This window comes from Saccharophagus degradans 2-40 (genome assembly GCF_000013665.1).
GTDB lineage: Bacteria > Pseudomonadota > Gammaproteobacteria > Pseudomonadales > Cellvibrionaceae > Saccharophagus > Saccharophagus degradans.
In genome coordinates, this window is the sequence record NC_007912.1 from 1238682 (window position 1) to 1265500 (window position 26819).

A 26819-nucleotide genomic window follows, 5' to 3' on the forward strand; every position below is an offset into this window, starting at 1 on the left:
TTTTACTTAGAAATACCAAAACGTTCGCGATTAAATGCGATTTTTCTACGGGCTTCTTCCACTGCTTCTGCTTCGGTGGCGTCTAATAATTGCTGGATAACGCGAGAAAGGTGTTCGCGCATAGCGTCACGGGCGCCCTCTGGGTCGCGTCTTTCAAGTGCATCTAGTATAAGAAGGTGTTCTTCAATGCGTGGTCTAGAGCCAGACTGGCGCACTTTTTCTAAGATGCGGGCAGACACTGGTGAGCTGTTGCGCAGTGCCCAAAGGTGGGCGCAGGCCGATGCGACTGCTTCGTTTTTGGTGGCACGGGCAATAAGCATATGAAAGTTCTGGTCGGCTTTTTCGCAGATGGGTTCCTGCTCGTTTTCTTGCACCATAGCTTCGAGTGCTGCGCGCACTTCGACAAGTTCTTCGTCGGTAATGCGCTTGGCTGCAAGCTCCGCCGCCTCTCCTTCTACGAGGATTCGGGCTTCGAGAATATCGAATGGGCCAACAGCAAATTCAGCAGATGAGAGGTTGTTATTGCTTTCGGCAGATACGTATACACCAGAGCCGCCGCGTACTTCTACACAGCCGGCCAGCTCTAGTGCGATAATGGCTTCGCGCACGGTAGGGCGGCTTACGTCAAAGCGTTCTGCTAGTTTTCGTTCAGCCGGTAGGCGCGAGCCAGGAGGGTATTCTCCTTCCGCAATTACTGCCGCGAGTTGCTCTGCGACGCGCTGGTAAAGCCGTCCGCCTGATAGGTTCTTAGGTTCAATGGCTACGTTCATTTAAGTTGCCTGCAATATATATTTTTGTAGTTGTATGACCAATGCGGCAGTTTAGCAAGAAACGTGGCTATCCCTCAAGGAGTTAGCGGAACAGTGTTTTGTATGAGGGTCTTACCAAAAATGTTATTGCGGTCAGGCCAATAAGCTGTTACATTTTTGTTATTGAAGAATTTATGGTTTTACAGATTGGTGGGTGGTGCGGTGATTTCGGCTTACGCTCTGGTCTGGCGGAACATTCTGCTCAGCTTAGTATTTGGGGAAAGATGTGGCCAAGTTAATACATTTGCACGAATTAGATAACGTAGCGATTACATTAGAGGCGTTGGAGCCTCAGCAAGAGGTGCTGGTAGGTGGTGTGTCCATAGTGGCTGCTACGGCTATAGATGCTATGCACAAAGTAGCTACCGCGGCCATCCCCAAGGGTGAGCGCATATTAAAGTACGGTCAGTTTATTGGTTATGCGGCTGAAGATATTCAGCCGGGTGAGCATGTTCATACGCACAATTGTGTGGTGGGCGACTTTGAAAAAGATTACGGCTTTTGTCGCAACGTAACTCCTACCGCTTTTGTAAGCGAAGAAAATCGCGCAACTTTTAATGGTTTTCGTAGAGTTAACGGCAAGGTGGGTACGCGCAACTATATAGGTATTCTCACTACGGTTAATTGCTCGGCAACCGTTGCAAAACAGATTGCTGCTACGTTTAGTTACCCTGGTGCATTGGCGGATTTCCCCAATGTGGATGGCGTTGTTGCGCTTACTCACGAGTCTGGTTGCGGTATGCGCTCAGAAGGTGAGGGGTATGATGTATTGCGTCGTACTTTCGAAGGGTATGTTACTCACCCAAATTTTGGGGGTGTTTTGCTGGTTGGTTTGGGTTGCGAAACGATGCAGGTGCAAAAAGTATTGGACGACTCTGGTTTGTCTGAGTCTGAAAGCTTTAGTACTTATACCATTCAAAAGGTAGGTGGTACGCGTTTGGCTATTGAGGAAGGGGTAGAGCGTGTTCGCAAGCTGCTGCCTATTGTTAATAGCTATAATCGCGAACCATGCTCGGCGGCTGAGTTGGTTTTGGCGGTGCAGTGCGGCGGTTCTGATGCTATGTCGGGCGTAACGGCTAACCCTGCTTTGGGCGCTGCGGCAGATATTCTTGTTCGCCACGGCGGAACGGTTATTTATTCTGAAACCCCAGAAATTTTCGGTGCAGAGCATTTACTTACCCGTAGAGCGGAAACGCCTGAGTTGGCCGAAGGCCTATTAGAGCGTATTCGCTGGTGGGAAGACTACACCCAGAAGCATGGTTTTGAGTTAAATAACAATCCATCCCCAGGCAACAAGGCGGGCGGTTTGACGACTATTCTAGAAAAATCCCTCGGTGCGCAGGCGAAGGCCGGTACGACTAATATGCGTGGCGTTTACCTCTATGCCGAAAAGGTCGATACAAACGGGTTGGTCTTTATGGATAGTCCCGGTTTTGACCCTGTGTCTGTAACCGGGCAGGTTGCATCCGGCGCGAATGTGGTGTGCTTTACCACCGGTCGCGGTTCTGCCTTTGGCTTTAAACCTGTTCCAAGTGTGAAGTTGGCAAGTAACACTGCTATATATAAGCATATGGAAGAGGATATCGATATTAACTGTGGTGCTATTACCGATGGTGAGCACACCGTTCATAGCTTGGGCGAAGAAATCTTCAAAACCATCCTTGCTATTGCGTCCGGCGAACCAAGTAAAAGTGAGTCTCTTGGTTACGGTGACGCTGAATTCAACCCATGGAAGATTGGTGCTGTGGTGTAATACCTGTTCGCGTGAGTGGTCAGGTTTGGCTGCTCAGTCTTCGCGTAACAGCTTCGGTTGATCTGCCCTATTAGGGCTTTTCTGCTCAAGGTGTTGAGCAATCTCCTTCAAACTTAAAATAACAATCACCCACCTGGGAGGGTAAGACTATGAAAATAGCCATACCAAGGGAGCGTCGCGCCTGCGAGAAGCGAGTTGCGGCTACCCCTGAAACCGTAAAGAAATATGTAGGTATGGGGTTTGAAGTGCTAGTGGAAAAAGACGCTGGTACTGCAAGCCGCTATATGGATGACCAATACGTTGCTGCTGGTGCAAGCATTATTGGCTCGATGCAAGAGTTGTACTCGCAGGCGGATATTGTGCTTAAGGTGCAGCGCCCACTGTTGGCGAGCGAAGGTGGTGAAGATGAGTTGGGGTGCATGAAGTCGGGTGCGTTACTTCTCGCTGTGCTATCACCTTACTCTGCACCGGAGGCGCTTGATGCGTATGCCAAACAAGGCGTGATAGCAATCGCGTTAGAGTTTGTGCCGCGTATTACGCGCGCGCAAAGTATGGATGTGCTCAGTTCGCAAAGTAACTTGGCGGGCTATCGCGCAGTGTTAGATGCCGCTTACGAATATGGTCGTGGCTTCCCTATGATGATGACTGCTGCAGGTACCATCGCGCCGGCACGTGTAATGGTGCTGGGGGCAGGTGTTGCAGGCTTGCAGGCTATTGCTACGGCTAAGCGATTGGGGGCTATTGTGTCGGCAACCGATGTTCGCCCTGTAGCGAAAGAGCAGGTGGAAAGCTTGGGTGGCAAGTTCGTGATGGTGGAGTCGGATGAGCTTAAAGATGCTGAAACGGCCGGCGGTTATGCCAAAGAAATGAGCGATGACTTCAAGCGCAAGCAGGCTGCCCTAGTGGCTGAAACGCTCGCTAAGCAAGATATTGCGATTTGTACCGCGCTTATTCCCGGTCGCAAGGCGCCAACGCTAATTACTGATGAGATGGTTCACAGTATGAAACCGGGCTCGATCATTGTGGATTTGGCGGTTGAGCAGGGCGGTAACTGTACCCTGTCCAAGCCTGGCGAGGTGGTGGAGGTTAACGGGGTGAAGATTGTTGGTCACTTTAACGTGCCTTCGCGGGTAGCGACTGATGCCAGTGCGTTGTTTGCAAAAAACTTGCTCAACTATTTGACGCCCCATGTTAAAGCTGGCGAAGGCTCGGTCGAGCTTGCGCTGGATTGGGCTGATGAAATTGTTGCTGCCAGTGTGCTTACGCGTGCAGGGGATATCGTTCATCCAAATTTCGCGGCACCTGCTGCTGCGGCTAACCAATAGGGGGTGCGAAATGCACGGTGATTTTATTTCCCAGTTATCCATATTCGTTATGGCTGTGTTTGTTGGCTACTACGTTGTTTGGAGTGTGACGCCCGCGTTGCACACACCGTTAATGGCGGTTACCAACGCAATATCGAGCGTAATTATCGTAGGTGCGATTATTGCGGCGGGCCCAGCTGAAGTTGGTTTGGCCAAAGTGTTGGGTTTTGTTGCCATTGTGTTGGCGGCTGTAAATATCTTTGGTGGCTTCGCGGTTACTCAAAGAATGTTATCCATGTATAAAAAGAAGAAATAGGGCGGGGTGATCTAAATGGAATCTCAAGCCATATCAATGGTGGCTAACTTAACGTCGTTAGCTTATCTGGTGTCTGCAGTATTGTTTATTTTGGCTCTGCGCGGCTTATCGTCGCCAGAGACGTCTCGGGCGGGTAATTTTATGGGTATGTTGGGCATGGCTATCGCCATTGCAACAACAATTCTAAGTCCGGAAATAACTTCCTATGGGTGGATATTCTCTGCCTTATTAATAGGTGGTGTTATTGGGGTGGGAATAGCCTCGCGAATTGCAATGACCGCCATGCCTCAGTTAGTGGCGGCTTTTCACAGTTTGGTTGGCTTGGCGGCGGTGCTTGTTGCGGGTGCCGCGTATACCAATCCAGGCGCTTTTGGTCTGCTAGATACTGATGGTCAGATCTTTGTGGTAAGCCGAATAGAAATGGGGCTTGGTGTGGTAGTAGGGGCCATTACGTTTTCGGGCTCTATTATTGCGTTTACTAAGTTGCAGGGCTTGGTGTCTGGTTCGCCAATTGTATTTCGTGGTCAGCACGCCCTAAATGCCGCGCTAGGCATAGCCATAGTATGTTTGGTGGCTTATTTCTGTGCGGACCAGTCGCCGATGGTGTTCTGGGGGATGACGGCATTAGCTTTTATTATTGGCTTTCTTATTATTATCCCTATTGGGGGTGCTGACATGCCGGTTGTGGTGTCGATGCTTAACTCCTACTCGGGATGGGCGGCGGCCGGTATTGGTTTTACTCTGCATAACAACGCTTTGATTGTGACCGGTGCACTGGTGGGTTCCTCGGGGGCTATTCTCTCGTACATTATGTGTAAAGGTATGAATCGCTCGTTCTTTAATGTGATTCTTGGTGGGTTTGGTGCCGATGCGGAGTCTTCTGCTCCTGCAGGTGGCGGTGCAGATCGGCCGGTGAAACAGGGTAGCGCAGAGGACGCAGGCTTTATTATGAAGAATGCAGGCTCGGTAATTATTGTGCCTGGCTACGGTATGGCTGTGGCTCAGGCTCAGCATGCGCTGCGCGAGATGGGCGATGAGCTTAAGAAGGCGGGTGTTAAGGTCAGCTACGCTATTCACCCTGTGGCGGGGCGAATGCCTGGGCATATGAACGTGCTGCTGGCGGAGGCAAATGTCCCCTACGACGAAGTGTTCGAGTTGGAGGATATCAACAATGAATTCCAGCAGGCGGATGTAGCCTTTGTGATAGGTGCTAACGACGTAACGAACCCTGCTGCCAAGACTGATCCTCAGAGCCCTATCTTTGGTATGCCTATCTTAGAGGTGTCCAGAGCGCGTACCGTGCTGTTTGTGAAGCGAGGGATGGCCGCAGGTTACGCTGGGGTGCAGAACGAACTTTTCTTCAATGACAACACAATGATGTTATTTGGGGATGCAAAAAAGATGGTAGAGGGTATACTGCGCAACCTCGATTAGGTGGCGTTGTGTAATTTCGCTGCGAAAACACCGGTTTTTGGGCTTATTAAAGCTTGAAATCGGTGTTTTTTTATAATTGAGACCAACCAAATATCGCCTGTTTGCTAAATGGTTAAATTGTTTAAAAAATAGCTGAATATTGTGTTGACAGGTAAGGGGGTAGTCATTAGAATTGCGCCCTCATTTCGACCAGCCCTAAACATCGGGTGGGTGTCGAAGGTTCTTTAAAATACTGGGAGTTTTGGTTCATATGCAGAATCAACGTATTCGAATTCGCCTGAAAGCTTTTGATCACAAGTTGATTGATGCTTCTACTCAGGAAATTGTTGAGACCGCTAAGCGTACTGGTGCGCAGGTTCGAGGTCCTATTCCTCTTCCTACTCGCAAAGAGCGTTATACGGTTTTGGTTTCGCCGCACGTAAACAAAGATGCACGAGATCAATACGAGATTCGTACTTACAAGCGCTTGCTAGACATCGTTGAGCCAACCGAAAAAACGGTTGATGCTTTGATGAAGTTAGATTTGGCAGCGGGTGTTGAAGTACAAATTAGTTTGGGCTAGAACTCCTAAGATTTGCCGGCGATTTTGCCGGTCTTTTGTGTAACGCTCTGAAATGGGCGGCCGTAGCGGGTAAAAGCCCCGTACACTGAGAGGTTAATGAAAATGACGATTGGTATAGTCGGCCGCAAGAGCGGTATGACGCGCATTTTTACAGACGATGGTTTATCCGTTCCTGTTACTGTGGTTGAGGTTGATCCTAACCGCATCACCCAGGTGAAAAGCGTAGAAACCGACGGTTATGCAGCAGTGCAAGTAACCGTAGGGTCTCGTCGAGCCTCCCGTGTTAGCAAGCCTGAAGCGGGTCATTTTGCTAAAGCAGAAGTTGAAGCGGGTCGCACCGTACTTGAATTGCGCAACGAAAGTGGCGAGCAATTCGAAGTTGGTGGGCTGCTAACTGTTGAAGCTTTCGAAGCTGGTCAAAAAGTTGATGTGACTGGTGCATCTAAAGGTAAGGGTTTTGCTGGCGTGATTAAGCGCTACAACTTCCGTATGCAAGATGCAACACATGGTAACTCTTTGTCTCACCGTGCTCCTGGTTCTATTGGTCAATGTCAAACTCCTGGCCGAGTATTTAAAGGCAAGAAGATGGCAGGTCATATGGGTGCTGCACGTGTAACCACCCAGAACTTAGAAGTTGTTCGGGTCGACGTTGAGCGTAATTTACTGTTGATCAAGGGTGCTGTTCCTGGTGCTCCTGGTGGTGACGTAATTATTCGTCCCGCAGTTAAATCGCGTAACAACGGTTAAGTGTCCTAGGGGAGTCGACCATGGAATTAAGTATTGCTACACCACAAGGCGCGAAGGGCACAGTTAGTGTTTCTGAAGCGGCTTTTGGCCGAGAATTTAATCAAGATCTTGTTCATCAAGCTGTTGTTGCCTTTATGGCTGGTGCTCGTCAGGGTACTAAAGCTCAAAAGAACCGCGCTGCGGTTTCTGGCGGCGGCAAAAAGCCTTGGCGTCAAAAGGGAACTGGCCGTGCGCGTGCCGGTACTATCCGAAGCCCATTGTGGCGTTCAGGTGGTGTTACTTTTGCTGCTGAGCCTCGCGATCATTCGCAAAAGCTGAACAAAAAAATGTACCGTGCAGCGATTCGTTGCATATTGTCTGAGTTGGCTCGTCAAGAGCGCTTAGTTGTAGTTGAAGAGTTTGACTTGGATGCTCCAAAAACTAAGGATCTAGTTCAGAAGCTAGCTCAGTTCGATTTGGCGGACGTTTTAATTATTGGTGAAGACGTAAGTGAAAACTTATATCTAGCCGCACGTAATCTTCACAAGGTAGATGTTCGTGATGTTAACGGTTTAGATCCTGTTAGCTTGATCCGCTTTGATAAGGTTGTTGTGACCGTTGCAGCCCTTAAAAAACTTGAGGAGGTGCTGGTATGAACTTAGAGCGCCTATATAAAGTTCTTCTTGGTCCTGTTATTTCTGAAAAGTCAGCTGTAGTTGCTGATAAAGGTAATCAGGTTGTTTTTAAAGTAGTTAAAACAGCCACTAAGCCAGAAATTAAAGCAGCCGTAGAAAAACTGTTTAATGTAAATGTTCGAGACGTTCGCGTATTAAATGTTAAAGGCAAAACTAAGCGTACTCGCTTTGGTTTGGGCCAGCGCAGCGACTGGAAAAAAGCCTACGTACGACTAGAGCAAGGTCAAGAAATTGATTTTGCCATAGCGGAATAAGGAGCGTATTAGAATGCCTATTGTAAAACGTAAGCCTACTTCAGCTGGTCGTCGCTTTGTAGTTAACGTAGTTAACGCTGATCTACATAAAGGTGCACCGCATGCTCCTTTGTTAGAAAAGAAAAGTAAAAGCGGTGGGCGAAACAATAACGGTCGCATCACTACTCGTCACATTGGTGGTGGACACAAGCAGCACTATCGCGTTATCGACTTTCGTCGTAACAAAGATGGAATCCCTGCTAAAGTTGAGCGTTTGGAATACGATCCAAACCGCACTGCCTACATCGCGCTAGTATGTTATGCCGATGGTGAGCGTCGCTACATTATCGCTCCAAAAGGTGTTAAAGCTGGTGATGTGATTCAGTCTGGTGATGCTGCTCCAATCAAGCCTGGTAATGCCCTGCCTTTGCGCAACATTCCAGTTGGTAGCGTTGTTCACTGTATTGAAATGAAACCAGGCAAAGGTGCTCAAATTGCACGCTCTGCAGGTACATCGGTTCAGTTAGTTGCTCGTGAAGGTCAATACTGCACCTTGCGTTTACGCAGCGGTGAGATGCGCAAAATTCTTTCAGAATGTCGCGCAACTCTAGGTGAAGTGTCTAACAGTGAACACAATTTACGTTCACTTGGTAAGGCTGGTGCTTCACGCTGGCGTGGTGTTCGTCCAACCGTTCGCGGTGTAGCGATGAACCCAGTTGATCACCCGCACGGTGGTGGTGAAGGCCGTACTTCTGGTGGTCGTCATCCTGTATCACCTTGGGGTACGCCTACTAAGGGTTATAAGACTCGTAGTAACAAACGAACTGACAAGATGATTGTTCGTCGTCGCAATAAGAAGTAAGTGACGACTAAATAGCAACAAGAGGAAAATACAGTGCCACGTTCACTGAAGAAAGGTCCCTTTATCGATCATCACCTGCTAAGCAAGGTGGAAGCGGCTGCAGAAAAGAATGACCGTCGCCCAATTAAAACTTGGTCACGTCGTTCAATGATCCTGCCAAATATGGTTGGTTTAACTTTGGCAGTTCACAACGGTCGTCAACACGTGCCTGTGTTGGTTAACGAAGAGATGGTTGGTCACAAGCTGGGTGAGTTCGCTGTAACTCGTCTGTACCGTGGCCACGTAGCAGATAAGAAAGCTAAGCGCTAAGCGCTGAAGCTAGGCGAGGTAGAATTATGGAAGTAGCAGCTAAATTACGCGGCGCTGGCATGTCAGCGCAGAAAGCGCGCTTGGTTGCAGACCAAATTCGTGGTAAATCGGTAGAAGAAGCCTTAGATTTGCTGACTTTCAGCACTAAAAAAGGTGCCGCCCTTATCAAGAAGGTCTTGGAGTCAGCCGTAGCAAACGCAGAGCACAACGAAGGTGCAGATGTGGATGAGCTGAAAGTGTCTACGATTTTCGTAGATGAAGGTTTAACCATGAAACGTATCAGGCCGCGTGCAAAAGGTCGTGCAGACCGAATTTTGAAACGCACTTGTCACATTACCGTTAAAGTAGCGGATCAATAAGAGAGTCGACTTATGGGTCAGAAAGTACATCCAACAGGTATTCGACTTGGTATTGTCAAAAAGCATACATCTACATGGTATGCCGGCAAAGCTGAGTATGCAGACAAGTTGAATCAAGATTTGCAGGTACGCAAATATATTCAAAACGCTTTGGCGCACGCATCTGTGAGCCGTATCGATATCGAGCGTCCTGCGAACACTGCACGTGTGACTATTCACACTGCTCGTCCAGGTATCGTAATTGGTAAAAAAGGCGAAGATGTTGAAAAACTACGCACTGAGCTAACTAAGCAAATGGGCGTTCCTGTTCATATCAACATCGAAGAAATTCGTAAACCAGACTTAGATGCTGCCTTGGCTGCTCAAAGTGTGGCTCAGCAGTTAGAGCGTCGTGTTATGTTCCGTCGCGCTATGAAGCGCACAGTTCAAAATGCAATGCGTCAAGGTGCTGAGGGCGTTAAAGTTCAGGTTGGTGGTCGTTTGGGCGGTGCTGAAATCGCACGTTCCGAATGGTACCGCGAAGGTCGTGTACCTTTGCACACTCTCCGTGCTGATATTGACTACGCAACTGCAGAAGCTTCAACCACTTACGGCATCATTGGCGTAAAAGTTTGGATCTTCAAAGGCGAGATCATTGGCGGTATCGAAGAAGTTGAAGCCAATCAGAAAAAGAAAGGCTCTAAGTAAGAGCGCAAACTCATACCAGTTAGTTAAGGGTTAGGCAAATGCTGCAACCGAAGCGTACAAAATTTCGCAAGCAACAAAAAGGGCGAAACCGTGGACTGGCGCATCGTGGCTCAAAGGTTAGCTTTGGTGAGTTCGCGCTCAAGGCTACCGGGCGTGGACGAATTACTGCTCGTCAAATCGAAGCAGCCCGTCGTGCGATGACTCGTCATGTTAAACGTGGTGGAAAAATTTGGATTCGAGTTTTTCCAGACAAACCTATTACTGAGAAGCCTCTTGAGGTTCGTCAAGGTAAGGGTAAAGGTAATGTTGAGTACTGGGTGTGTCAAATCCAGCCAGGAAAAGTACTTTACGAAATGGAAGGTGTTTCTGAAGAATTAGCTCGTGAAGCTTTCACGCTAGCTGCTGCGAAACTACCTGTGACTACAACTTTTGTTAAACGATCGGTGATGTAATGAAAGCTGAAGATCTCAACAAAAAATCTGTTGAAGAGTTGAAAGCAGAGCTGCTATCCCAATTGGAGGGACAGTTTAAGTTCCGTATGCAGAAATCAACTGGTCAGTTAACTCAAACGCATTTGTTGAAGCAGACTCGACGCGACATCGCTCGTATCGAAACTGTTCTTCGTCAAAAAGCGGGCAACAAAGCGTAGGTGATCGGGCATGACTGAAGCAAAAAAATTGGTACGTACGCTAACAGGTAAAGTTGTTAGCGACAAAATGGAAAAGTCTATCGTTGTTCTGATCGAGCGTCGAGTGAAGCACCCCGTTTACGGCAAGTACGTGAGTAAATCTACTAAGATGAAAGCGCACGACGAAGCGAACGATTGCAAAATTGGCGATACCGTAACCATCGCTGAGTCTCGTCCTCTATCGAAAACAAAGTCTTGGACTTTGGTTAAAATCGAAGAGCGAGCTACCCAGATATAATCTGGCTGCGACTAGATAGAGATTTCGGAGAAAAACGATGATTCAAACGCAAAGCTATTTGGATGTGGCCGACAACAGTGGTGCCCGTCGAGTGATGTGTATCAAGGTATTGGGCGGTTCACACCGTCGTTATGCCGGTGTAGGCGACATCATTAAAGTTACCGTAAAAGAAGCAATTCCTCGCGGTAAAGTTAAAAAAGGCCAGGTAATGAATGCTGTTGTTGTACGCACCAAAAAAGGTGTACGCCGCGCAGATGGGTCTTTGATTCGCTTCGACGATAATGCTGCAGTGATACTGAATGCTCAGAATGCACCTGTAGGGACCCGTATTTTTGGGCCAGTAACTCGTGAGCTTCGCGGTGAGAAGTTCATGAAGATTATCTCTTTGGCACCAGAAGTACTTTAAGTACTTCCAGGCCGAGTGTGAGAGGTTAATGTTATGCGTAAAATTAAACGTAATGACGAAGTGATAGTTATCACGGGTAAAGACAAAGGGAAACGCGGTAAAGTTAATCGTGTATTGTCTGATGATCGCTTGATTGTTTCTGGTGTTCAAATCATCAAGAAGCACCAAAAACCAAATCCGCAAATGGGTATAGCGGGTGGAATCATCGAAAAAGAAGCGCCAATACAAGCTTCAAACGTAGCCATTTTTAACCCAGCCACCAACAAAGCAGATCGCGTTGGTTTCAAGCTGCAGGAAGACGGCAACAAGATTAGAGTTTTCAAGTCCAATGGCGAAGCTATTGACGCATAATCGCGCTACCAGCTGATTGAGTGGAAAAAACATGGCTAGGCTTAAAGAAATATACAAGAAAGAAATCGCTCCGAAACTTCTTAAAGATTTGGAGCTTAAGAATCCGATGGAGATTCCTCGCATTACTAAAATCACCCTAAACATGGGTGTTGGTGAGGCTCTTGCGGATAAAAAAGTTTTAGAGAACGCAGTAAGCGACCTAGAGAAAATCGCAGGTCAAAAAGCTGTTGTTACTCGTGCAAGAAAATCTATCGCGGGCTTTAAAGTTCGTGAAGGTTGGCCGATTGGTTGTAAAGTAACTTTGCGCAGCGACAGAATGTATGAGTTTCTTGATCGTTTGATCAGTATCTCCATTCCTCGTATTCGTGACTTCCGTGGTATTAGTCCGAAGCAGTTCGACGGACGCGGTAACTTTTCAATGGGCGTGAGTGAGCAAATCATATTCCCAGAGATCGATTACGATAAAATCGATAAGCTGCGTGGTTTGGACATTTGTATTTCAACAACAGCTCGCAACAATGACGAAGGTCGTGCATTGTTAAAAGCGTTTAACTTCCCGTTTAAAGGGTAGGGGTTGATCGGAAATGGCTAAGAAGTCAATGATAGCTCGCGAAACAAAGCGTGCAAAAACAGTTGAAAAGTACGCTGCAAAGCGCGCTGAACTAAAAGCAATCATCAATAATCACGAGTCTTCCGACGATCAGATCTGGGAAGCACAATTGAAGTTGCAAAAGTTACCTCGCGATGCGAGTCCCAGTCGTCAGCAACGTCGCTGTCGTATTACAGGTCGTCCGCACGCCGTTTATCGCAAGTTCGGCTTATGCCGTAACAAATTGCGTGAAGCTGCCATGCGTGGTGATGTGCCAGGTCTAGTTAAGGCTAGCTGGTAGAGCTTGGGTTAGTTAGGAGCAGATTGCTATGAGTATGCAAGACCCTATAGCCGATATGTTGACTCGCATTCGTAATGCGCAGCAAGTAGGCAAAACATCAGTAACCATGCCGTCTTCTAAGTTAAAAAAGAGCATCGCTGGTGTTCTTAAAGAAGAAGGTTATGTTGGAGAGTTCTCTGTAAACGACGCTGCTAAAGCTGAGTTAACAGTAGAGCTTAAGTATTTTGAAGGTAAGCCAGTTATTGCTGAGTTAGATCGTGTTAGCCGTCCAGGTTTACGCTCTTACGTTGGCAAAGACGAACTACCTTCAGTTCGTGGCGGGTTGGGCATTGCTATTGTTTCAACCAGTAAGGGTGTTATGACCGACCGTGCTGCTCGCGCTGCAGGAGTTGGTGGTGAGATTCTCTGTACTGTCTTCTAATTAGACAGTCTAACGAAAAGAATTAACGGGTATTCGTCATGTCACGTGTTGCAAATAATCCAGTACAGTTGCCTTCTGGAGTACAGGTCGACCTTAAAGGTAGTGACCTGTCTGTTAAAGGCAGTAAAGGCGCTATGTCTTTATCAGTTCACAGTAGCGTTGCCGTCGTACAAGAAGACAACGTACTTACTTTTGCTGCTAAAGATGGGGCCAAGAGCTCTAAGGCAATGGCTGGTACTGTACGCTCATTGGTAAATAACATGGTTACCGGTGTAAGCGTTGGTTTTGAGAAAAAATTACAGTTGGTCGGTGTTGGTTACCGGACAAAAGTAACGGGCAATGTTTTAAACCTAACTTTAGGTTTCTCTCACCCAGTAGATTATGTATTGCCTGAAGGTGTAACAGCTGAAACACCAACTCAGACTGAAATCGTTCTGAAATGTTCTGATAAACAGTTGTTGGGTCAAGTTGCTGCAGAAATCAGAGCTTTCCGTCCACCAGAGCCATACAAAGGCAAGGGTGTTCGCTATGCTGACGAGAACGTTCGTCGTAAAGAAGCGAAGAAAAAGTAACAGCAAGTAAAACTGGCAGTCGGGCCTAATCGGCCCGCAATGCGCTCCTTGAAGTCAGGATTTTGGATTATGAACGCTAAGAAACAGTCAAGAATACGTCGCGCGCGACGAGCTCGAGCAAAAATGAAAGAGCTCGGTGTGAGCCGTCTTTGCGTTAATAGAACTCCGCGTCACATATACGCACAGGTTATCTCCGCTGAGGGTGATCGTGTAGTGGCGAGTGCTTCTACGTTAGACAAAGATCTACGTAGTGGTTCTACGGGTAATAGAGACGCTGCTTCTGCAGTTGGTAAATTGATAGCAGAGCGAGCAAAGGCTGCTGGTGTTAGTACCGTTGCATTTGATCGCAGTGGTTTCAAATACCATGGTCGAGTAAAAGCGCTTGCAGATGCTGCACGTGAAGGCGGATTGGAATTCTAAAGGTTAAATTATGTCGCAACAAAACAAACGAGAAGACAGCAACGCCGAAGGTTTGCAAGAGAAGCTTGTTCAGGTTAACCGTGTTGCTAAAACCGTTAAAGGTGGTCGCATCTTTGGTTTCACCGCTCTTACAGTTGTTGGTGATGGTAACGGTAAAGTAGGTTTTGGTCGTGGTAAGGCTCGTGAAGTACCAATTGCTATTCAAAAAGCAATGGAAGCTGCACGCCGTAACATGATCCAAGTTGAGTTAGATGGTGATACCATCCAATACCCAACTAAAGGCCGTCACGGAGCTTCTAAAGTTTATATGCAGCCTGCTTCTGCTGGTACTGGTGTAATTGCCGGTGGCGCAATGCGAGCTGTTTTGGAAATCGCTGGCGTACAGAACGTTTTGGCTAAGTGCTACGGGTCTACCAACCCAGTAAACGTTGTACGAGCTACATTTGAAGCTTTGCGCGCTATGTCATCACCCGAGCGTGTTGCAGCTAAGCGTGGCAAATCAGTTGAAGAAATCATAGGTTAATCACGCAGCTTTTTTGCGTTATTTAATAGACGGGCATAGCCATGGCTAAGAAAACTGTAAAAGTTACTCAGGTTAAGAGTTCATCAGGTCGCTTAAAAGCACACAGAGCCTGTATCTCTGGTTTGGGATTACGTCGTATTGGGCACACCGTGGAAGTAGAAGATACTCCTTCTGTGCGCGGTATGATCAATAAAGTTTATTATATGGTTCAGGTGGAAGGAGAGTAAAATGCGTTTAAATACTTTAAGTCCAGCACCTGGCCGCGTTTCTGCTAAGAAGCGTGTAGGTCGCGGTATCGGTAGTGGTTTAGGTAAGACTGCAGGCCGTGGTCACAAAGGTTTAAAATCACGTTCTGGTGGTTCTGTTAAGCCTGGTTTCGAAGGCGGTCAGATGCCTTTGCAGAAGCGTCTACCTAAGTTTGGTTTTACTAGCCGTATTTCTCGCGTAACTGCAGAAGTTCGTTTAGCTGAGCTAAACAAAGTGGAAGCTGATATTATTGATATCGAAGCCTTAAGAGCTGCAGACTTGATTGATAACAATATCAAACGAGCCAAAGTATTTCTTTCTGGCGAGTTAACCAAAGCTGTTACAATAAAAGGCTTGATGGTTACTAAAGGTGCTAAAGCAGCAATCGAAGCTGCTGGCGGAAAGATTGAAGAATAATCGATCAACCGAACAGTAAGGTAATTTGAATGGCCACGCCAGGTAACATGCAGGTTGGTAATCAAAAAGGTTTGGGCGAGCTTTGGGCTCGCCTAAAATTTTTGCTGTTAGCGATTTTTATTTATCGCTTAGGTACTCATATACCAGTTCCTGGTATTGATCCCGAACAAATCGCTCAAATGTTTAACCGCAACCAAGGTACATTCTTGGGTATGTTAAACATGTTCTCTGGCGGTGCTTGGGAGCGTATGAGTATTTTGGCTCTTGGTATTATGCCGTACATTTCTGCTTCTATTATTATGCAGATGATGGCAGCAGTTACCCCGTCTTTAGAAGCATTAAAGAAAGAGGGTGAGTCAGGCAGAAGAAAGATCAGTCAGTACACTCGCTACTTGACCGTTGCGTTGGCTTTAATTCAAGCATTTGTAATGGTTGCAGGTTTAGCTGGTCAAGGCATGGCTTATGCCGGCTTGGCGCCACTTAGCTTTTATGTCATTGCGGTTACTTCATTGGTAACTGGTGCTGTATTCATGATGTGGTTGGGTGAGCAAGTAACTGAAAGAGGTATCGGCAACGGTATTTCTATGCTGATTTTCGCAGGTATTGTTGCTGGTTTGCCGGGCGCCGTAGGTCAGGCGTTCGAAAGTGCGCGTCAAGGCGACTTACACCCTATAGCGTTATTAGCGATAGGTTTGGCTGCTGTAGCAATTGTTTGGTTTGTTGTGAGAATGGAGCGCGGCCAGCGTCGCATAACTATTCAGTACGCTCGTCGCCAGTCTGGTCGTCAAGCTTACTCTGCACAAACAAGTCATTTGCCGCTAAAAATCAACATGGCTGGTGTTATACCGGTTATTTTTGCGAGCAGTATTTTATTGTTCCCTGCTTCAATCGCGCAGTGGTTCGGTAATGCATCAGAGGGTAAAACCGCTGTAATCTTACAGGAGATTGCGTTGGCTTTAGGGCCCGGCCAATGGTTGAACTTTGTGGTGTTCGGTGCGTTAATCATCTTGTTCTGTTTTGTTTACACGGCAATGATGTATAACCCGAAAGAAGTTGCAGATAATTTAAAGCGTGGTGGTGCGTATATTCCAGGTATTCGACCTGGTGACCAGTCCGCTAAATATATTGATGGAGTATTGACTCGCTTAACAGTGGTTGGTTCTCTTTATATTGCTGCAGTCGCTTTATTGCCTCAGTTTTTGATGGTTGCGGCTGATGTACCTTTCTACTTAGGTGGTACTTCATTACTTATCGTTGTGGTAGTGGTGATGGACTTTATGTCCCAAGTGCAATCGCATTTGATGTCACATCAATACGATTCAGTCATGAAAAAAGCAAATTTGCAGAGTTACGGTAAAGGCGCAACTCGTTAAATAAACTCGAGGTTTTGAAAAATGAAAGTTCGTGCTTCAATTAAAAAAATGTGTCGCAATTGCAAATTAGTTCGTCGTAAGGGCGTATTAAGAGTTATTTGCTCCGCAGAGCCACGTCATAAGCAGCGTCAAGGCTAAGACTGGTAGATTTCACCTTGTTGCAACAAGGCTAAAAATGCAAAACAAGGTGTTGAGTCTAAAATAGACCAAAGCCTATCAAAGATTCAGTCTTTGATGAATTGGAGGCGTTAACTGTCGCTCGATGGGAAACCATCGGGCTATTGCTTTTTTGTGGCATAACCGCTATCCTTCCGCGCCTTTGCGCAGTGGGATGGCTTATGTCACTGTTAGCGCTGAATATCTTATCTTTTTGGAGTAATCTGAATGGCTCGAATAGCTGGTGTCAACATACCAGATCATAAACATGCCGTCATCTCCCTGACCTACGTCTATGGGATTGGTCGCACTAAGGCAAAGCAAATATGCTCCGCCGCAGGCGTTGCTGAGTCAACCAAAATTGGTGACTTAAGCGAAGAGCAGGTTGATACGATTCGTAATGAAGTTGCAAAGTTCACTGTAGAAGGTGATTTGCGTCGTGAAGTATCAATGAACATTAAGCGTTTGATGGATTTGGGCTGCTACCGCGGTCTTCGTCATCGTCGTAATTTGCCAGTGCGTGGGCAACGTTCTAAAACGAACGCCCGTACACGTAAGGGACCACGTAAGCCTATCAAACGATAGAGTCTACTGGTTAAACTAAAACTGAAAGGTTTGGGAAGAGACATCTATGGCTAAGCCAAGTGGTAAGTCAACGACCAAGAAAAAGGTCAAAAAGACCGTTGTTGACGGAATCGCGCATATTCATGCTTCGTTTAATAACACTATCGTGACGATTACTGATCGTCAGGGTAATACTTTATCTTGGGCAACTGCGGGCGGTTCTGGTTTCCGCGGTTCTCGTAAAAGTACTCCTTTTGCTGCACAGGTTGCGGCAGAGCGTGCAGGCCAAGCTGCACAAGACTACGGTCTTAAAAATTTGGATGTAGAAGTTAAGGGTCCTGGTCCGGGTCGTGAGTCAGCTGTACGTGCTTTGAACAATATTGGTTACAAAGTTAACAACATTACAGATGTGACACCGATTCCGCACAACGGCTGTCGTCCACCCAAAAAGCGTCGCGTATAAGGAGGAGTAAGAATGGCTCGTTATATTGGACCAACTTGTAAATTATCTCGTCGTGAAGGCACAGATCTGTTCTTAAAGAGCGGTGTGCGTCCACTAGAGTCTAAATGTAAAGCTGAAGCAGCTCCTGGCCAACATGGTCAACGTCGCGGTCGTTTGTCTGACTACGGTGTTCAGTTGCGTGAAAAGCAAAAAGTTCGTCGTATTTACGGTGTGTTAGAAAAGCAATTCCGTAACTACTACAAAGACGCTGCTCGTATCAAAGGCGCTACCGGTGAGAACTTGTTGAAGTTGCTCGAAGGTCGTTTGGATAACGTTGTTTACCGTATGGGCTTCGGCTCTACCCGTGCAGAATCAAGACAGCTTGTTTCACACAAAGCAATCTTGGTTAACGGTAAAACTGTAAACATCCCTTCATTCCAAGTGAACGTAGGTGACGTGATCTCTGTTCGTGAGAAGTCTAAGAACCAATTGCGAATTCAAAACTCGTTAGGTATAGCTGGTCAACGCGCTGATGTAGAGTGGGTTGATGTTAATACTGAGAAGAAGGAAGGCGTGTTTAAGCGTTGTCCAGATCGTGCTGATTTACCAGCCGAGATCAACGAGAACCTCATCGTCGAGCTTTACTCTAAGTAAGCTTGAAATATTAAGGAACTACCACTAACGGGTGTGTCTATGCAGAGTGCTGTGAATGAATTTTTGACTCCACGTCACATTGATGTAACCGAATTGGGTCCAACTCGCGCTAAGGTGGTTTTAGAACCGCTTGAGCGTGGCTTCGGTCACACCTTGGGTAACGCATTGCGTCGTATTCTCCTGTCTTCAATGCCAGGTTGTGCTGTTACCGAAGTTGAAATTGACGGGGTGCAACACGAATACAGTGCCATTGAAGGTGTACAGGAAGATGTGATCGAAATTCTTCTGAACCTTAAAAATGTCGCTGTTGTAATGCACGGTAAGGATCAAGCAGTTCTTAGCCTTAGTAAGCAAGGCCCTGGTGCTGTTACCGCCGGCGATATTCAAGTTGATCACGATATTGAAATTAAAAATCCTGAGTTAGTAATAGCTAACATCACTTCAGATACGTCGTTAAGCATGCGTTTAACCGTATCTCGTGGTCGCGGCTATCAGCCAGTTGACGCTCGCGCAACTGACGAAGATGAAACTCGTGCTATTGGTCGTTTGCAATTAGACGCATCTTTCAGCCCAGTACGCCGCTTGGCCTACTCTGTTGAAAGTGCTCGCGTAGAGCAGCGTACCGACTTGGATAAGTTAGTTTTAGATTTGGAAACAAACGGAACTATCGATCCAGAAGAGGCGATTCGTCGTGCAGCAACTATCTTGCAACAGCAGTTAGCGGTATTCGTTGACTTAGAAGGCGAGAAAGAAGCTGAGCCTGAGCAGAAAGAAGATCAGATTGATCCTGTCTTACTGCGCCCAGTAGACGATTTAGAGCTAACAGTACGTTCTGCGAACTGTTTAAAAGCTGAAAATATCTACTACATAGGTGACTTGATCCAGCGCACAGAAGTTGAGCTGCTTAAGACTCCTAACTTAGGTAAAAAGTCACTTACTGAAATCAAAGATATCCTTGCTTCGCGCGGTCTATCTTTGGGTATGCGTTTGGAGAACTGGCCACCGGCTAGCTTGAAAAACAACGATTAATCATTTCGTTACGAGCTGAGCTGTGAGCTCGGCTCGAAACAAAGATTTGAAAGGTATTGAGTCATGCGTCATCGTCATAGTGGACGTCAATTAAATAGAAATAGCTCTCACCGTAAAGCTATGTTTAAAAACATGGTAACGTCGTTGGTTGAACATGAATTAATCAAAACGACTTTGCCTAAAGCAAAAGAGCTTCGCCGTTACGCAGAGCCACTTATCACTTTATCTAAAAGTGATTCAGTAGCTAACCGTCGTTTAGCGTTTGCTCGTTTGGGTAATAAAGCTACCGTAGGTAAGCTCTTTAACGAGTTAGGCCCACGTTACGAAGGTCGCCCTGGCGGTTACTTGCGTATTATGAAGTGCGGCTTCCGCGCCGGCGACAAAGCTCCAATGGCTTATGTTGAACTAGTGGACCGTCCAGCTCCTGTAGCTGCTGAGCCAGTAGAAAGCTCAGAAGATTAAAATAGAAACCGGGCTTAGCCCGGTTTTTTTTCGCCTATATTTGTCTACGTTATATCCCGCCTTTTATTTCCTTCTTTTTGTTCTTTGACCATTCAGTCTTTGTAATCCTCTGCTAATATCAACTGCGAAAACGTTATATATGTGTTTAGATGTGCAGAAGGATAACGTGCTAACGAATTAAGTGTTAATTCTCTACCAGTTGTTGCGGTAATGCTCGTTGGTTTCGCGCTTTTTTCGGCTGTGAGGTCATGTTGGCAATAAGCTTGCATCAGGATGCATAGCTATCTTAAGGAGATTGAGCTTTTATGAGTGATTTGGATCGCTTGTTCTACTGGCACGGTATTGCTCCAGATTTTATAAATTATAAAGGGGAGCATATTCAGGTTTCCCTAGAAAACCGCAAAAATCTGCTCTCCACTATGGGTGTGGACGTAACCTCTGATGCGTTGGTTAGTCGCGCGGCGTATGACCTTGATGTCGCCCCTTGGGAATCCTGGGTGCCCCCTTTGTCGATTACACCTGCCGGCAGCGGCGCCGGTTTGGGTATAAATTGCCACCCAGCTATAGTCGATAAAGAGCTAAAGTGGGTATTAACAGAAGAAGCGAGTGGCGAGTTAGTTGCAGAAGGATTATTTAAGCCGATTACAGGGGAGGAGGTCGGCGATTATATTTACGGTGATACACGTTATACAAGACGGGTACTCCCTCTTCCCGATTTACCTCCCAATTATTACTCTTTACAGCTAGAGCTGAAAGATAGGATTGAATCGACTGTTGTTGCGATGTTCCCCGTGCGGGGAATGATGCCTGATTGGCTGCAAGATCAGGCCGGCTATCACGGTATTATTATCCAGCTTTACACTTTGCGATCCGCTACAAACTGGGGGGTTGGCGACTTTAATGATTTAAAACAATTAATACGATTTTGCGCCGATCAGGGCGTTGATACTATCGGTTTAAACCCCCTCCACGCGCTCTTGCCAGAGATAGAAGCGCATTGCAGCCCATATAGCCCCTCTGACAGGCGGCATATAAACCCTCTTTATATTTCGCTACAGGATGTACCAGAGTTCGCCAGTGTAATGGCGGCTATGTCAGATGCCGAGAAAGCCAAGCTTCAGGCCAGCATCGAAGAATTAAGAGAGCGGCCATTGGTTGACTATGCAGCTGTGCGAGCACTGAAGTTGGATATGCTTGAGCGAATGTTCATGACTTTTGATGCTGCTCGTGGCTCGGAGAACGCATCTAGACGGCAAGAGTTTGAACAATTTGTGGCTCTTCATGGTGCGGTGCTAGAGCGCTTTGCGCTTTTTGAAGTCATGAAAGCGGATGCCTGTACCTTTGAGCAAATAGTGGAAGTGATGGATAGTGCGCCCAATAGCGCTCTGTTAGGCGAAGCTTTACAGCAATATGCAATCAAAATTCGCAGTATCTACTACCAGCAGTGGTTAGCTCATGTTCAGTTTTCGGCGTGCCAAGCTTTGGCTGAACAGTTGCAAATGCCTATAGGGATAATACGTGACTTAGCCGTTGGGGCAGACCGTGGCGGTGCTGAGGTGTTGAGCAACCAACATTTGTTTTGTGCTAAAGCTGCGGCAGGAGCGCCACCAGACGCCTTCTCTGCCATTGGGCAGAACTGGGGCTTGCCACCGATGGACCCCGCAGGCTTAAGGAAAAGTGGCTTTGCGCACTTTCGCGAATTATTGCGCAGTAATATGGCTAGCTGTGGAGCGTTGCGTATAGACCATGCAATGGGGTTGATGCGCCTGTGGTGGTGCCCTCCGGGCAAAACCGCAGATTATGGCGCTTACGTTTACTACCCCTTTGAAGAGTTAATAGCTTTGTTAAAGCTCGAAAGCCATTTAAACAACTGTGTTGTTATTGGTGAAGACCTAGGGATTGTTCCTCATAACTTTAGAGAAACAATGTCTGCAGCTGGTGTGGTGTCGAATAAAGTCTTTTATTTTGAGCGCACTGGGCCTACTTCCTTTAAGCCGCCCAGTCACTACGATTCGTTTGCCCTAGCAATGATAAACAATCATGACGTGCCGACGCTCGCAAGCTGGTGGAACGGGCAGGATATTCTATTGAGGCGAGATTTAGATACCCTAGGCGAAGGGGCGAATCTCGATGCGCTGCTGGATGAGCGTCGACAAGAAAAAGAAGATCTATTTGCTCAGCTCAATCGAGATGGCTTTTTGCCAAATAGTTGGCACGATAAAAGCGTGCATGAAACAGCAGACCAAAATTTGGTCTTTTCTATTATGAAGTGGATGGCGCAAGTTAACTCTAAGTTATATGTGATTCAGCTGGAGGACTTAATGTTAATGACCGATCCAGTAAACGTGCCTGGTACATACCAAGAGTACCCAAACTGGCAGCGCAAACTCAAATTGTCCGTTGAAGATCTAGAAAAAAATACTGCCGTTACCGATTTGTTAAAGAGCATTAGCAATACACGAAAAAATAAGGGAAATTAAAAGGATTATGCTAAGCATTACTCCAGAAATAATAAAAGAAATTGTTCAAGGCGAATATCACGATGTTTTTGCTGTTCTCGGTCCTCACGCTCAAAAAAATGGGTATGTAATACGTGCATTTTTCCCTGCAGCTAAAACGTTGCAGGTAAAGAGTAAGTTAGACGGCTCGGTACTTGCTGAGGCTGTAATGCGCAATGAAGAGGGCTTTTTCGAGGCAAATTGTAATTGTAGTGAAAAGCCAAGCTATTATTTTACGGTTGGTTATGGCGACAAAGAATTTGATGTAGAAGATATGTATCGCTTCGGCAGTACGATACCTGAGGGAGACCTATATCTTTTTGGGGAGGGGACTTACGAACAGGCATACCGCCTTTTTGGTGCGCACCCAACAGAGGTTGACGGTGTGCCTGGTTGCAGGTTCACTGTGTGGGCGCCAAATGCGAAAACCGTCGCCGTGGTAGGTGATTTTAACTTTTGGCAAGGCCGTGCACATGTCATGCGCAAACATATACCTTCGGGTATTTGGGAATTGTTTATTCCTTACCTTGGCGAGGGTGCGCTATACAAGTACGAAATTAGAAATCATAGTGGCGATTGCTTGCCTCACAAGGCCGACCCTTACGGTTTCGCAGCGCAAAAGCCACCAGAGCAGGCATCGGTTGTATCGGTGTTAGATAGATACGAATGGAACGATGCTGAATGGTTTGCAAAAGCAAATAACTGGACGCAACGCGATCGTCCCATTTCTATTTACGAAGTGCATTTGGGCTCGTGGAAGCGCGTAGTTGAAGAAGACAATCGTTACCTTAGCTATAAAGAATTAGCCGCAGATTTAATTCCCTATGTGAAATCAATGGGGTTCACTCATATACAGCTAATGCCAATAAGCGAATTTCCATTTGATGGTTCATGGGGTTATCAGCCTGTTGGACTTTATGCGCCGACTAGCCGCTTTGGCTCGCCAGAAGATTTTAAGTACTTCGTAGATTGCTGCCACCAAAATGATTTAGCCGTTTTAATAGATTGGGTGCCTGGGCACTTCCCTACGGATAGCCACGGTTTGGGCTTGTTTGATGGCACACCACTGTATGAGCATGCTGACAGTCGACAAGGGTTTCACCCAGACTGGAACACCTACATATATAACTATGGGCGCCATGAAGTTAAATCGTTTTTGATGGCGAACGCTTTGTTCTGGTTGGAGCAGTATCATATCGATGGTCTTCGTGTTGATGCTGTCGCCTCTATGCTCTACTTAGACTACAGTAGGAAGGACGGCGAGTGGCTACCAAATTCCTACGGTGGCAGAGAAAACTTAGAAGCAATAGATTTTTTGCGGCTGGTTAACGAAAGGGTCTATAAACGTTTTCCTCACGCAATGATGGTGGCAGAAGAATCCACGGCTTGGCCGGGCGTTTCTAGCCCAACCTCTTGTGGTGGTCTAGGCTTTGGTTACAAATGGAATATGGGCTGGATGAACGACAGTTTGCAGTACATTAGCAAAGAGCCGATCCACAGGCAGTACCACCATCACGACATGACATTTAGTTTGCACTATGCCTTTAGTGAAAACTTTGTTTTACCGCTAAGCCACGATGAAGTGGTGCACGGTAAGCGTTCGCTGCTGGGGCGCATGCCCGGGGATGCTTGGCAGCAATTTGCAAATTTGCGCGCCTATTACGCGTTTATGTGGACGCACCCCGGCAAAAAACTGCTGTTTATGGGGGGCGAGTTTGCTCAGGGTATGGAATGGAACCACGACACAAGCTTGAGTTGGCACCAGCTAGAAATAGATTATCACAGTGGAATCCAAACTCTTGTTAAATCGTTAAATCGACTCTATACAGATGTGCCTGCGCTCTACAAAGAAGATTGTATGTCGAGCGGATTTGAATGGGTTGAAGCGGACGATAGACATAACTCCATCTTTGCTTTTTTAAGGAAGGCAAAAGACGAAAAGCCAGTGTTGGTGGTGGCCAACTTTACACCTGTAGCGAGAGAAGGCTATCGGGTAGGCGTGAATCAACCGGGTTATTACCGTGAATTATTAAACACAGATAGTGAGTTGTTTGGCGGAAGTAATTTAGGTAATGAAGGTGGGGTACACAGCGAAGAGATTGCATGGCACCAGCGGCCGCAATCTGTTTCTATTAATATTCCTGCATTAGCAGCGGTGGTTTTTCAGCTGGACTCATAACTGACAATATTTATTGTCTAAGGTAGTGGGCACAATGAGTGAAGGTTATAGCGTTTCCGAAGGCCGTTCTTTTCCTATGGGCGCTACGGTAAGTGCGCAAGGCACCAATTTCGCAATATTTTCCGAGCACGCAGAAAAAGTAGAGCTGTGTTTATTCGATGAGATGGGGCAGACGGAAACTGCGCGCATTATGTTGCCGGGTAATACTGACCATGTGTGGCATGGGTTTGTTGAGGGGGTTCACGCTGGCGCATTATACGGTTACCGAGTGTACGGCCCCTACGAGCCGCAGCGCGGCCATAGGTTTAACCCCAATAAACTACTTTTAGACCCCTATGCCAAGCGAATTGACGGCGCTTTTCATTGGTCGAGCATAATGTACGGCTATGATGCAGATAATCCTCGGCAAGACTTGGTGAAAGATAAGCGCGATAACAGCAGGGATATGCCGAAATGTGTTGTTGTTGCGCCACTAAGCTTGAGTGATAAAGAACGAATTAGTGAAGCTCGACCTCAAGTGCCGTGGCACAAAACAATTATTTACGAAACGCACGTAAAAGGTTTTACCCAGTTGAATCTGGCTATCCCTTCAAGCGCAAGGGGCACGTTCGCAGGGTTAGCTCACCCAGAAAATCTAGCTTATATAAAAGAGTTAGGCGTAACGGCAATTGAATTACTTCCTGTACACGGTTTTATCGATGAGTCCTTTCTTACGGCCCAGGGTTTGTCTAACTATTGGGGCTATAATTCACTGCACTTTTTTGCCCCTCACTCTGGTTACTTGAATGATGGTGACCCAGCTGAATTTCGACATTTTACCCAAGCCGCACACGAAGCCGGGCTAGAGGTTATTTTAGATGTGGTTTATAACCACACTTCAGAAGGTAACCATTTGGGACCAACGCTTTCGTTTCGCGGTATAGATAACGCAAGCTACTATTGTTTACAGGCGCAGGATTCGCGTTTTTATGTGAACGATACCGGTTGCGGCAACACGTTAAACTTAAAGCACCCGCGCGTTTTACAAATGGTTATGGACAGCCTGCGGTATTGGGTAACGGAAATGGGAGTAGACGGCTTCCGTTTCGATTTGGCAACCGTACTTGGTAGAGAGTCGCACGGTTTTGATCCTGGTAGCGGCTTTTTCGATGCTATCAAGCAAGACCCAGTGTTAGCTTCTGTGAAAATGATTGCAGAACCTTGGGATATTGGCCCTGGCGGCTACCAGCTTGGTAATTACCCTACGGGTTGGTCTGAATGGAATGACCGCTACCGCGATACCTGTCGGCGTTTCTGGCGAGGTGACCCCGGTATGCTGCCAGAGTTTGCGCGACGCATTCACGGCTCCAGTGATTTGTTTGAGCACTCCGGTAGAAAGCCCTCTAGCAGTGTGAACTTTATAACTAGTCACGATGGTTTTACTTTGGCCGATTTAGTGAGCTATAAAAATCGCCACAATGAAGCCAATAACGAACAAAATAGCGACGGTCATCACTCGAATTTTAGCGAAAATTATGGCGTTGAAGGCGAAACAGATGATGATGCTATTTTGTATGTACGTGAACGACAAAAGCGCAATTTTCTCGCCACACTGTTTTTATCGCAAGGCACGCCCATGTTGTTGGCTGGCGATGAGCTGAGCCGTTCGCAAAAAGGCAACAACAATGCCTACTGCCAAGATAACGAAATAAACTGGTTGGATTGGCAAGCCTTAACCAAAAAGGAAATTGCCCTAAGCAAATTTGTATCGCATTTAATTAAAGTGCGAAGCAGCTCACCACTATTAACTTCGCAACGTTATATTCATAAGCCCGACGAGCCAGACGGAAAAATAAGCTGGTGTGTAAACTGGATAAACAGTTACGGCGAGCCCATGAAAGATGCTCAATGGGCGGAGCAGCACGCGCATTGTCTCGGCTGGGTGTTAGAAAAAATTCCTGTGGCGGAAGATTCAGATAAAAAATCAGAGCGCCTATTAGTTCTATTTAATTCAGGTAATGACGACGTGTTGTTTCGCTTGCCTGAAGATGAAAATGTAATTGGTTGGAAATGCTTGGTCGATACACGGTTTATTGATGGCCAAGGGGTTCCCTCATGTTACGAGCCAAGAGGAGAGGTGCCACTAATGCATAAATCTCTTTGCTTGCTTAAAGCGTTGTTCGATGGTCAGGATGAGCGTGACTAGCCACAAGCTAGGCGCTACGCATAAAAGTTATCAGTTCTATTTGCACTAAGGTAAAT

At 46.7% G+C, this 26819-nt stretch carries 36 protein-coding genes; 35 read left to right on the forward strand and 1 reads right to left on the reverse strand.

Annotation, left to right across the window (positions count from 1 at the left end):
• Positions 1 to 2 precede the first annotated feature (2 nt).
• Complete coding sequence (locus SDE_RS05035) at positions 3 to 770, reverse strand: FadR/GntR family transcriptional regulator (protein ID WP_011467436.1); 768 nt, start codon at positions 768 to 770, stop codon at positions 3 to 5.
• A 265-nt stretch (positions 771 to 1035) separates the two neighbouring features.
• Between SDE_RS05035 and SDE_RS05040 the strand changes: the two genes are divergently transcribed.
• The 35 genes from SDE_RS05040 (at position 1036) to glgX (ending at position 26763) form a co-directional block, all read left to right on the forward strand.
• A complete protein-coding gene (locus SDE_RS05040) occupies positions 1036 to 2562 on the forward strand; it encodes a UxaA family hydrolase (protein WP_011467437.1) in 1527 nt (508 codons plus the stop codon).
• Positions 2563 to 2711: 149 nt separating this feature from the next.
• Positions 2712 to 3887, forward strand: coding sequence for a Re/Si-specific NAD(P)(+) transhydrogenase subunit alpha (locus SDE_RS05045; RefSeq protein WP_011467438.1), 1176 nt, complete (start codon positions 2712 to 2714; stop codon positions 3885 to 3887).
• 10 nt (positions 3888 to 3897) lie between these two features.
• Positions 3898 to 4182 (forward strand): NAD(P) transhydrogenase subunit alpha, encoded by a 285-nt coding sequence (locus SDE_RS05050; RefSeq protein ID WP_011467439.1) that lies wholly within the window; start codon positions 3898 to 3900, stop codon positions 4180 to 4182.
• Between the two features lie 15 nt (positions 4183 to 4197).
• A complete protein-coding gene (locus tag SDE_RS05055; RefSeq protein ID WP_011467440.1) occupies positions 4198 to 5616 on the forward strand; it encodes an NAD(P)(+) transhydrogenase (Re/Si-specific) subunit beta in 1419 nt (472 codons plus the stop codon).
• 250 nt (positions 5617 to 5866) lie between these two features.
• On the forward strand, positions 5867 to 6178 hold the full coding sequence (gene rpsJ, locus SDE_RS05060) for a 30S ribosomal protein S10 (RefSeq protein WP_011467441.1): 312 nt from the start codon (positions 5867 to 5869) through the stop codon (positions 6176 to 6178).
• A gap of 102 nt (positions 6179 to 6280) precedes the next feature.
• The gene (gene rplC / locus SDE_RS05065; RefSeq protein ID WP_011467442.1) at positions 6281 to 6925 is read left to right on the forward strand and encodes a 50S ribosomal protein L3; all 645 of its coding nucleotides are present in this window, start codon (positions 6281 to 6283) and stop codon (positions 6923 to 6925) included.
• A 20-nt stretch (positions 6926 to 6945) separates the two neighbouring features.
• Entirely contained in the window at positions 6946 to 7560 is a 615-nt protein-coding gene (gene rplD / locus SDE_RS05070; RefSeq protein WP_011467443.1) for a 50S ribosomal protein L4, read from the forward strand.
• The gene (gene rplW, locus SDE_RS05075) at positions 7557 to 7853 is read left to right on the forward strand and encodes a 50S ribosomal protein L23 (RefSeq protein ID WP_011467444.1); all 297 of its coding nucleotides are present in this window, start codon (positions 7557 to 7559) and stop codon (positions 7851 to 7853) included. Before rplD ends, rplW begins: the two co-directional genes overlap by 4 nt.
• A gap of 13 nt (positions 7854 to 7866) precedes the next feature.
• Positions 7867 to 8694, forward strand: a complete 828-nt coding sequence (rplB, locus tag SDE_RS05080) for a 50S ribosomal protein L2 (protein WP_011467445.1) — start codon at positions 7867 to 7869, stop codon at positions 8692 to 8694.
• A 33-nt stretch (positions 8695 to 8727) separates the two neighbouring features.
• Positions 8728 to 9003: a 30S ribosomal protein S19 gene (gene rpsS, locus SDE_RS05085; RefSeq protein ID WP_011467446.1), complete on the forward strand. Its 276-nt coding sequence runs from the start codon at positions 8728 to 8730 to the stop codon at positions 9001 to 9003.
• A gap of 26 nt (positions 9004 to 9029) precedes the next feature.
• Positions 9030 to 9362 (forward strand): 50S ribosomal protein L22, encoded by a 333-nt coding sequence (gene rplV, locus SDE_RS05090; protein ID WP_011467447.1) that lies wholly within the window; start codon positions 9030 to 9032, stop codon positions 9360 to 9362.
• Between the two features lie 12 nt (positions 9363 to 9374).
• Positions 9375 to 10049 (forward strand): 30S ribosomal protein S3, encoded by a 675-nt coding sequence (rpsC, locus tag SDE_RS05095; RefSeq protein ID WP_011467448.1) that lies wholly within the window; start codon positions 9375 to 9377, stop codon positions 10047 to 10049.
• Positions 10050 to 10087: 38 nt separating this feature from the next.
• The gene (gene rplP, locus SDE_RS05100; protein WP_011467449.1) at positions 10088 to 10501 is read left to right on the forward strand and encodes a 50S ribosomal protein L16; all 414 of its coding nucleotides are present in this window, start codon (positions 10088 to 10090) and stop codon (positions 10499 to 10501) included.
• Positions 10501 to 10698 carry a 50S ribosomal protein L29 gene (gene rpmC, locus SDE_RS05105; RefSeq protein ID WP_041324266.1) on the forward strand — a complete coding sequence of 66 codons (198 nt, stop codon included), beginning with the start codon at positions 10501 to 10503 and terminating at the stop codon, positions 10696 to 10698. Before rplP ends, rpmC begins: the two co-directional genes overlap by 1 nt.
• 10 nt (positions 10699 to 10708) lie before the next feature.
• Positions 10709 to 10975, forward strand: coding sequence for a 30S ribosomal protein S17 (gene rpsQ, locus SDE_RS05110; RefSeq protein ID WP_011467450.1), 267 nt, complete (start codon positions 10709 to 10711; stop codon positions 10973 to 10975).
• Between the two features lie 37 nt (positions 10976 to 11012).
• Positions 11013 to 11381 (forward strand): 50S ribosomal protein L14, encoded by a 369-nt coding sequence (gene rplN / locus SDE_RS05115; RefSeq protein WP_011467451.1) that lies wholly within the window; start codon positions 11013 to 11015, stop codon positions 11379 to 11381.
• A 33-nt stretch (positions 11382 to 11414) separates the two neighbouring features.
• Entirely contained in the window at positions 11415 to 11732 is a 318-nt protein-coding gene (rplX, locus tag SDE_RS05120; protein WP_011467452.1) for a 50S ribosomal protein L24, read from the forward strand.
• A 31-nt stretch (positions 11733 to 11763) separates the two neighbouring features.
• The gene (gene rplE, locus SDE_RS05125) at positions 11764 to 12303 is read left to right on the forward strand and encodes a 50S ribosomal protein L5 (RefSeq protein ID WP_041324270.1); all 540 of its coding nucleotides are present in this window, start codon (positions 11764 to 11766) and stop codon (positions 12301 to 12303) included.
• 13 nt (positions 12304 to 12316) lie between these two features.
• A complete protein-coding gene (gene rpsN / locus SDE_RS05130; protein ID WP_011467454.1) occupies positions 12317 to 12622 on the forward strand; it encodes a 30S ribosomal protein S14 in 306 nt (101 codons plus the stop codon).
• 28 nt (positions 12623 to 12650) lie between these two features.
• Entirely contained in the window at positions 12651 to 13043 is a 393-nt protein-coding gene (gene rpsH / locus SDE_RS05135) for a 30S ribosomal protein S8 (RefSeq protein ID WP_011467455.1), read from the forward strand.
• 38 nt (positions 13044 to 13081) lie between these two features.
• Entirely contained in the window at positions 13082 to 13615 is a 534-nt protein-coding gene (rplF, locus tag SDE_RS05140; RefSeq protein ID WP_011467456.1) for a 50S ribosomal protein L6, read from the forward strand.
• Between the two features lie 69 nt (positions 13616 to 13684).
• On the forward strand, positions 13685 to 14035 hold the full coding sequence (gene rplR / locus SDE_RS05145) for a 50S ribosomal protein L18 (RefSeq protein WP_011467457.1): 351 nt from the start codon (positions 13685 to 13687) through the stop codon (positions 14033 to 14035).
• A 10-nt stretch (positions 14036 to 14045) separates the two neighbouring features.
• The gene (rpsE, locus tag SDE_RS05150) at positions 14046 to 14558 is read left to right on the forward strand and encodes a 30S ribosomal protein S5 (protein WP_011467458.1); all 513 of its coding nucleotides are present in this window, start codon (positions 14046 to 14048) and stop codon (positions 14556 to 14558) included.
• 41 nt (positions 14559 to 14599) lie between these two features.
• Entirely contained in the window at positions 14600 to 14785 is a 186-nt protein-coding gene (gene rpmD, locus SDE_RS21770) for a 50S ribosomal protein L30 (RefSeq protein WP_011467459.1), read from the forward strand.
• A 1-nt stretch (position 14786) separates the two neighbouring features.
• Positions 14787 to 15221 carry a 50S ribosomal protein L15 gene (rplO, locus tag SDE_RS05155; RefSeq protein WP_011467460.1) on the forward strand — a complete coding sequence of 145 codons (435 nt, stop codon included), beginning with the start codon at positions 14787 to 14789 and terminating at the stop codon, positions 15219 to 15221.
• A 29-nt stretch (positions 15222 to 15250) separates the two neighbouring features.
• Entirely contained in the window at positions 15251 to 16594 is a 1344-nt protein-coding gene (gene secY / locus SDE_RS05160) for a preprotein translocase subunit SecY (protein ID WP_011467461.1), read from the forward strand.
• A gap of 21 nt (positions 16595 to 16615) precedes the next feature.
• Positions 16616 to 16732 (forward strand): 50S ribosomal protein L36, encoded by a 117-nt coding sequence (gene rpmJ / locus SDE_RS21775; RefSeq protein WP_011467462.1) that lies wholly within the window; start codon positions 16616 to 16618, stop codon positions 16730 to 16732.
• Between the two features lie 246 nt (positions 16733 to 16978).
• A complete protein-coding gene (gene rpsM, locus SDE_RS05165; RefSeq protein WP_011467463.1) occupies positions 16979 to 17335 on the forward strand; it encodes a 30S ribosomal protein S13 in 357 nt (118 codons plus the stop codon).
• 46 nt (positions 17336 to 17381) lie between these two features.
• Positions 17382 to 17777 carry a 30S ribosomal protein S11 gene (gene rpsK, locus SDE_RS05170; RefSeq protein WP_011467464.1) on the forward strand — a complete coding sequence of 132 codons (396 nt, stop codon included), beginning with the start codon at positions 17382 to 17384 and terminating at the stop codon, positions 17775 to 17777.
• A gap of 12 nt (positions 17778 to 17789) precedes the next feature.
• Entirely contained in the window at positions 17790 to 18410 is a 621-nt protein-coding gene (rpsD, locus tag SDE_RS05175; RefSeq protein WP_011467465.1) for a 30S ribosomal protein S4, read from the forward strand.
• A 39-nt stretch (positions 18411 to 18449) separates the two neighbouring features.
• The gene (locus tag SDE_RS05180) at positions 18450 to 19439 is read left to right on the forward strand and encodes a DNA-directed RNA polymerase subunit alpha (protein ID WP_011467466.1); all 990 of its coding nucleotides are present in this window, start codon (positions 18450 to 18452) and stop codon (positions 19437 to 19439) included.
• Positions 19440 to 19502: 63 nt separating this feature from the next.
• The gene (gene rplQ / locus SDE_RS05185; RefSeq protein ID WP_011467467.1) at positions 19503 to 19901 is read left to right on the forward strand and encodes a 50S ribosomal protein L17; all 399 of its coding nucleotides are present in this window, start codon (positions 19503 to 19505) and stop codon (positions 19899 to 19901) included.
• A gap of 305 nt (positions 19902 to 20206) precedes the next feature.
• Entirely contained in the window at positions 20207 to 22381 is a 2175-nt protein-coding gene (gene malQ / locus SDE_RS05190) for a 4-alpha-glucanotransferase (RefSeq protein WP_011467468.1), read from the forward strand.
• A gap of 7 nt (positions 22382 to 22388) precedes the next feature.
• Positions 22389 to 24578: a 1,4-alpha-glucan branching protein GlgB gene (gene glgB, locus SDE_RS05195; protein ID WP_011467469.1), complete on the forward strand. Its 2190-nt coding sequence runs from the start codon at positions 22389 to 22391 to the stop codon at positions 24576 to 24578.
• 34 nt (positions 24579 to 24612) lie between these two features.
• The gene (gene glgX, locus SDE_RS05200; RefSeq protein WP_011467470.1) at positions 24613 to 26763 is read left to right on the forward strand and encodes a glycogen debranching protein GlgX; all 2151 of its coding nucleotides are present in this window, start codon (positions 24613 to 24615) and stop codon (positions 26761 to 26763) included.
• The last annotated feature ends 56 nt before the right edge of the window (positions 26764 to 26819 follow it).

Bases quoted from the DNA above. Each gene is read 5' to 3' on its own strand.
- SDE_RS05035 (WP_011467436.1), bottom strand. From the start codon at position 770: ATGAACGTAGCCATTGAACCTAAGAACCTATCAGGCGGACGGCTTTAC.
- rplQ (WP_011467467.1), top strand. From the start codon at position 19,503: ATGCGTCATCGTCATAGTGGACGTCAATTAAATAGAAATAGCTCTCAC.
- rplX (WP_011467452.1), top strand. From the start codon at position 11,415: ATGCGTAAAATTAAACGTAATGACGAAGTGATAGTTATCACGGGTAAA.
- rplP (WP_011467449.1), top strand. From the start codon at position 10,088: ATGCTGCAACCGAAGCGTACAAAATTTCGCAAGCAACAAAAAGGGCGA.
- rpsC (WP_011467448.1), top strand. From the start codon at position 9,375: ATGGGTCAGAAAGTACATCCAACAGGTATTCGACTTGGTATTGTCAAA.
- rpsN (WP_011467454.1), top strand. From the start codon at position 12,317: ATGGCTAAGAAGTCAATGATAGCTCGCGAAACAAAGCGTGCAAAAACA.
- SDE_RS05180 (WP_011467466.1), top strand. From the start codon at position 18,450: ATGCAGAGTGCTGTGAATGAATTTTTGACTCCACGTCACATTGATGTA.
- rplR (WP_011467457.1), top strand. From the start codon at position 13,685: ATGAACGCTAAGAAACAGTCAAGAATACGTCGCGCGCGACGAGCTCGA.
- rplE (WP_041324270.1), top strand. From the start codon at position 11,764: ATGGCTAGGCTTAAAGAAATATACAAGAAAGAAATCGCTCCGAAACTT.
- SDE_RS05050 (WP_011467439.1), top strand. From the start codon at position 3,898: ATGCACGGTGATTTTATTTCCCAGTTATCCATATTCGTTATGGCTGTG.
- rplV (WP_011467447.1), top strand. From the start codon at position 9,030: ATGGAAGTAGCAGCTAAATTACGCGGCGCTGGCATGTCAGCGCAGAAA.
- glgB (WP_011467469.1), top strand. From the start codon at position 22,389: ATGCTAAGCATTACTCCAGAAATAATAAAAGAAATTGTTCAAGGCGAA.
- rplN (WP_011467451.1), top strand. From the start codon at position 11,013: ATGATTCAAACGCAAAGCTATTTGGATGTGGCCGACAACAGTGGTGCC.
- rpmC (WP_041324266.1), top strand. From the start codon at position 10,501: ATGAAAGCTGAAGATCTCAACAAAAAATCTGTTGAAGAGTTGAAAGCA.
- SDE_RS05045 (WP_011467438.1), top strand. From the start codon at position 2,712: ATGAAAATAGCCATACCAAGGGAGCGTCGCGCCTGCGAGAAGCGAGTT.
- glgX (WP_011467470.1), top strand. From the start codon at position 24,613: ATGAGTGAAGGTTATAGCGTTTCCGAAGGCCGTTCTTTTCCTATGGGC.
- malQ (WP_011467468.1), top strand. From the start codon at position 20,207: ATGAGTGATTTGGATCGCTTGTTCTACTGGCACGGTATTGCTCCAGAT.
- rplD (WP_011467443.1), top strand. From the start codon at position 6,946: ATGGAATTAAGTATTGCTACACCACAAGGCGCGAAGGGCACAGTTAGT.
- rpsQ (WP_011467450.1), top strand. From the start codon at position 10,709: ATGACTGAAGCAAAAAAATTGGTACGTACGCTAACAGGTAAAGTTGTT.
- rplF (WP_011467456.1), top strand. From the start codon at position 13,082: ATGTCACGTGTTGCAAATAATCCAGTACAGTTGCCTTCTGGAGTACAG.
- rplW (WP_011467444.1), top strand. From the start codon at position 7,557: ATGAACTTAGAGCGCCTATATAAAGTTCTTCTTGGTCCTGTTATTTCT.
- rpmJ (WP_011467462.1), top strand. From the start codon at position 16,616: ATGAAAGTTCGTGCTTCAATTAAAAAAATGTGTCGCAATTGCAAATTA.
- secY (WP_011467461.1), top strand. From the start codon at position 15,251: ATGGCCACGCCAGGTAACATGCAGGTTGGTAATCAAAAAGGTTTGGGC.
- rpsM (WP_011467463.1), top strand. From the start codon at position 16,979: ATGGCTCGAATAGCTGGTGTCAACATACCAGATCATAAACATGCCGTC.
- rplC (WP_011467442.1), top strand. From the start codon at position 6,281: ATGACGATTGGTATAGTCGGCCGCAAGAGCGGTATGACGCGCATTTTT.
- rpsE (WP_011467458.1), top strand. From the start codon at position 14,046: ATGTCGCAACAAAACAAACGAGAAGACAGCAACGCCGAAGGTTTGCAA.
- rpsK (WP_011467464.1), top strand. From the start codon at position 17,382: ATGGCTAAGCCAAGTGGTAAGTCAACGACCAAGAAAAAGGTCAAAAAG.
- rplO (WP_011467460.1), top strand. From the start codon at position 14,787: ATGCGTTTAAATACTTTAAGTCCAGCACCTGGCCGCGTTTCTGCTAAG.
- SDE_RS05055 (WP_011467440.1), top strand. From the start codon at position 4,198: ATGGAATCTCAAGCCATATCAATGGTGGCTAACTTAACGTCGTTAGCT.
- rplB (WP_011467445.1), top strand. From the start codon at position 7,867: ATGCCTATTGTAAAACGTAAGCCTACTTCAGCTGGTCGTCGCTTTGTA.
- rpmD (WP_011467459.1), top strand. From the start codon at position 14,600: ATGGCTAAGAAAACTGTAAAAGTTACTCAGGTTAAGAGTTCATCAGGT.
- rpsJ (WP_011467441.1), top strand. From the start codon at position 5,867: ATGCAGAATCAACGTATTCGAATTCGCCTGAAAGCTTTTGATCACAAG.
- rpsD (WP_011467465.1), top strand. From the start codon at position 17,790: ATGGCTCGTTATATTGGACCAACTTGTAAATTATCTCGTCGTGAAGGC.
- rpsH (WP_011467455.1), top strand. From the start codon at position 12,651: ATGAGTATGCAAGACCCTATAGCCGATATGTTGACTCGCATTCGTAAT.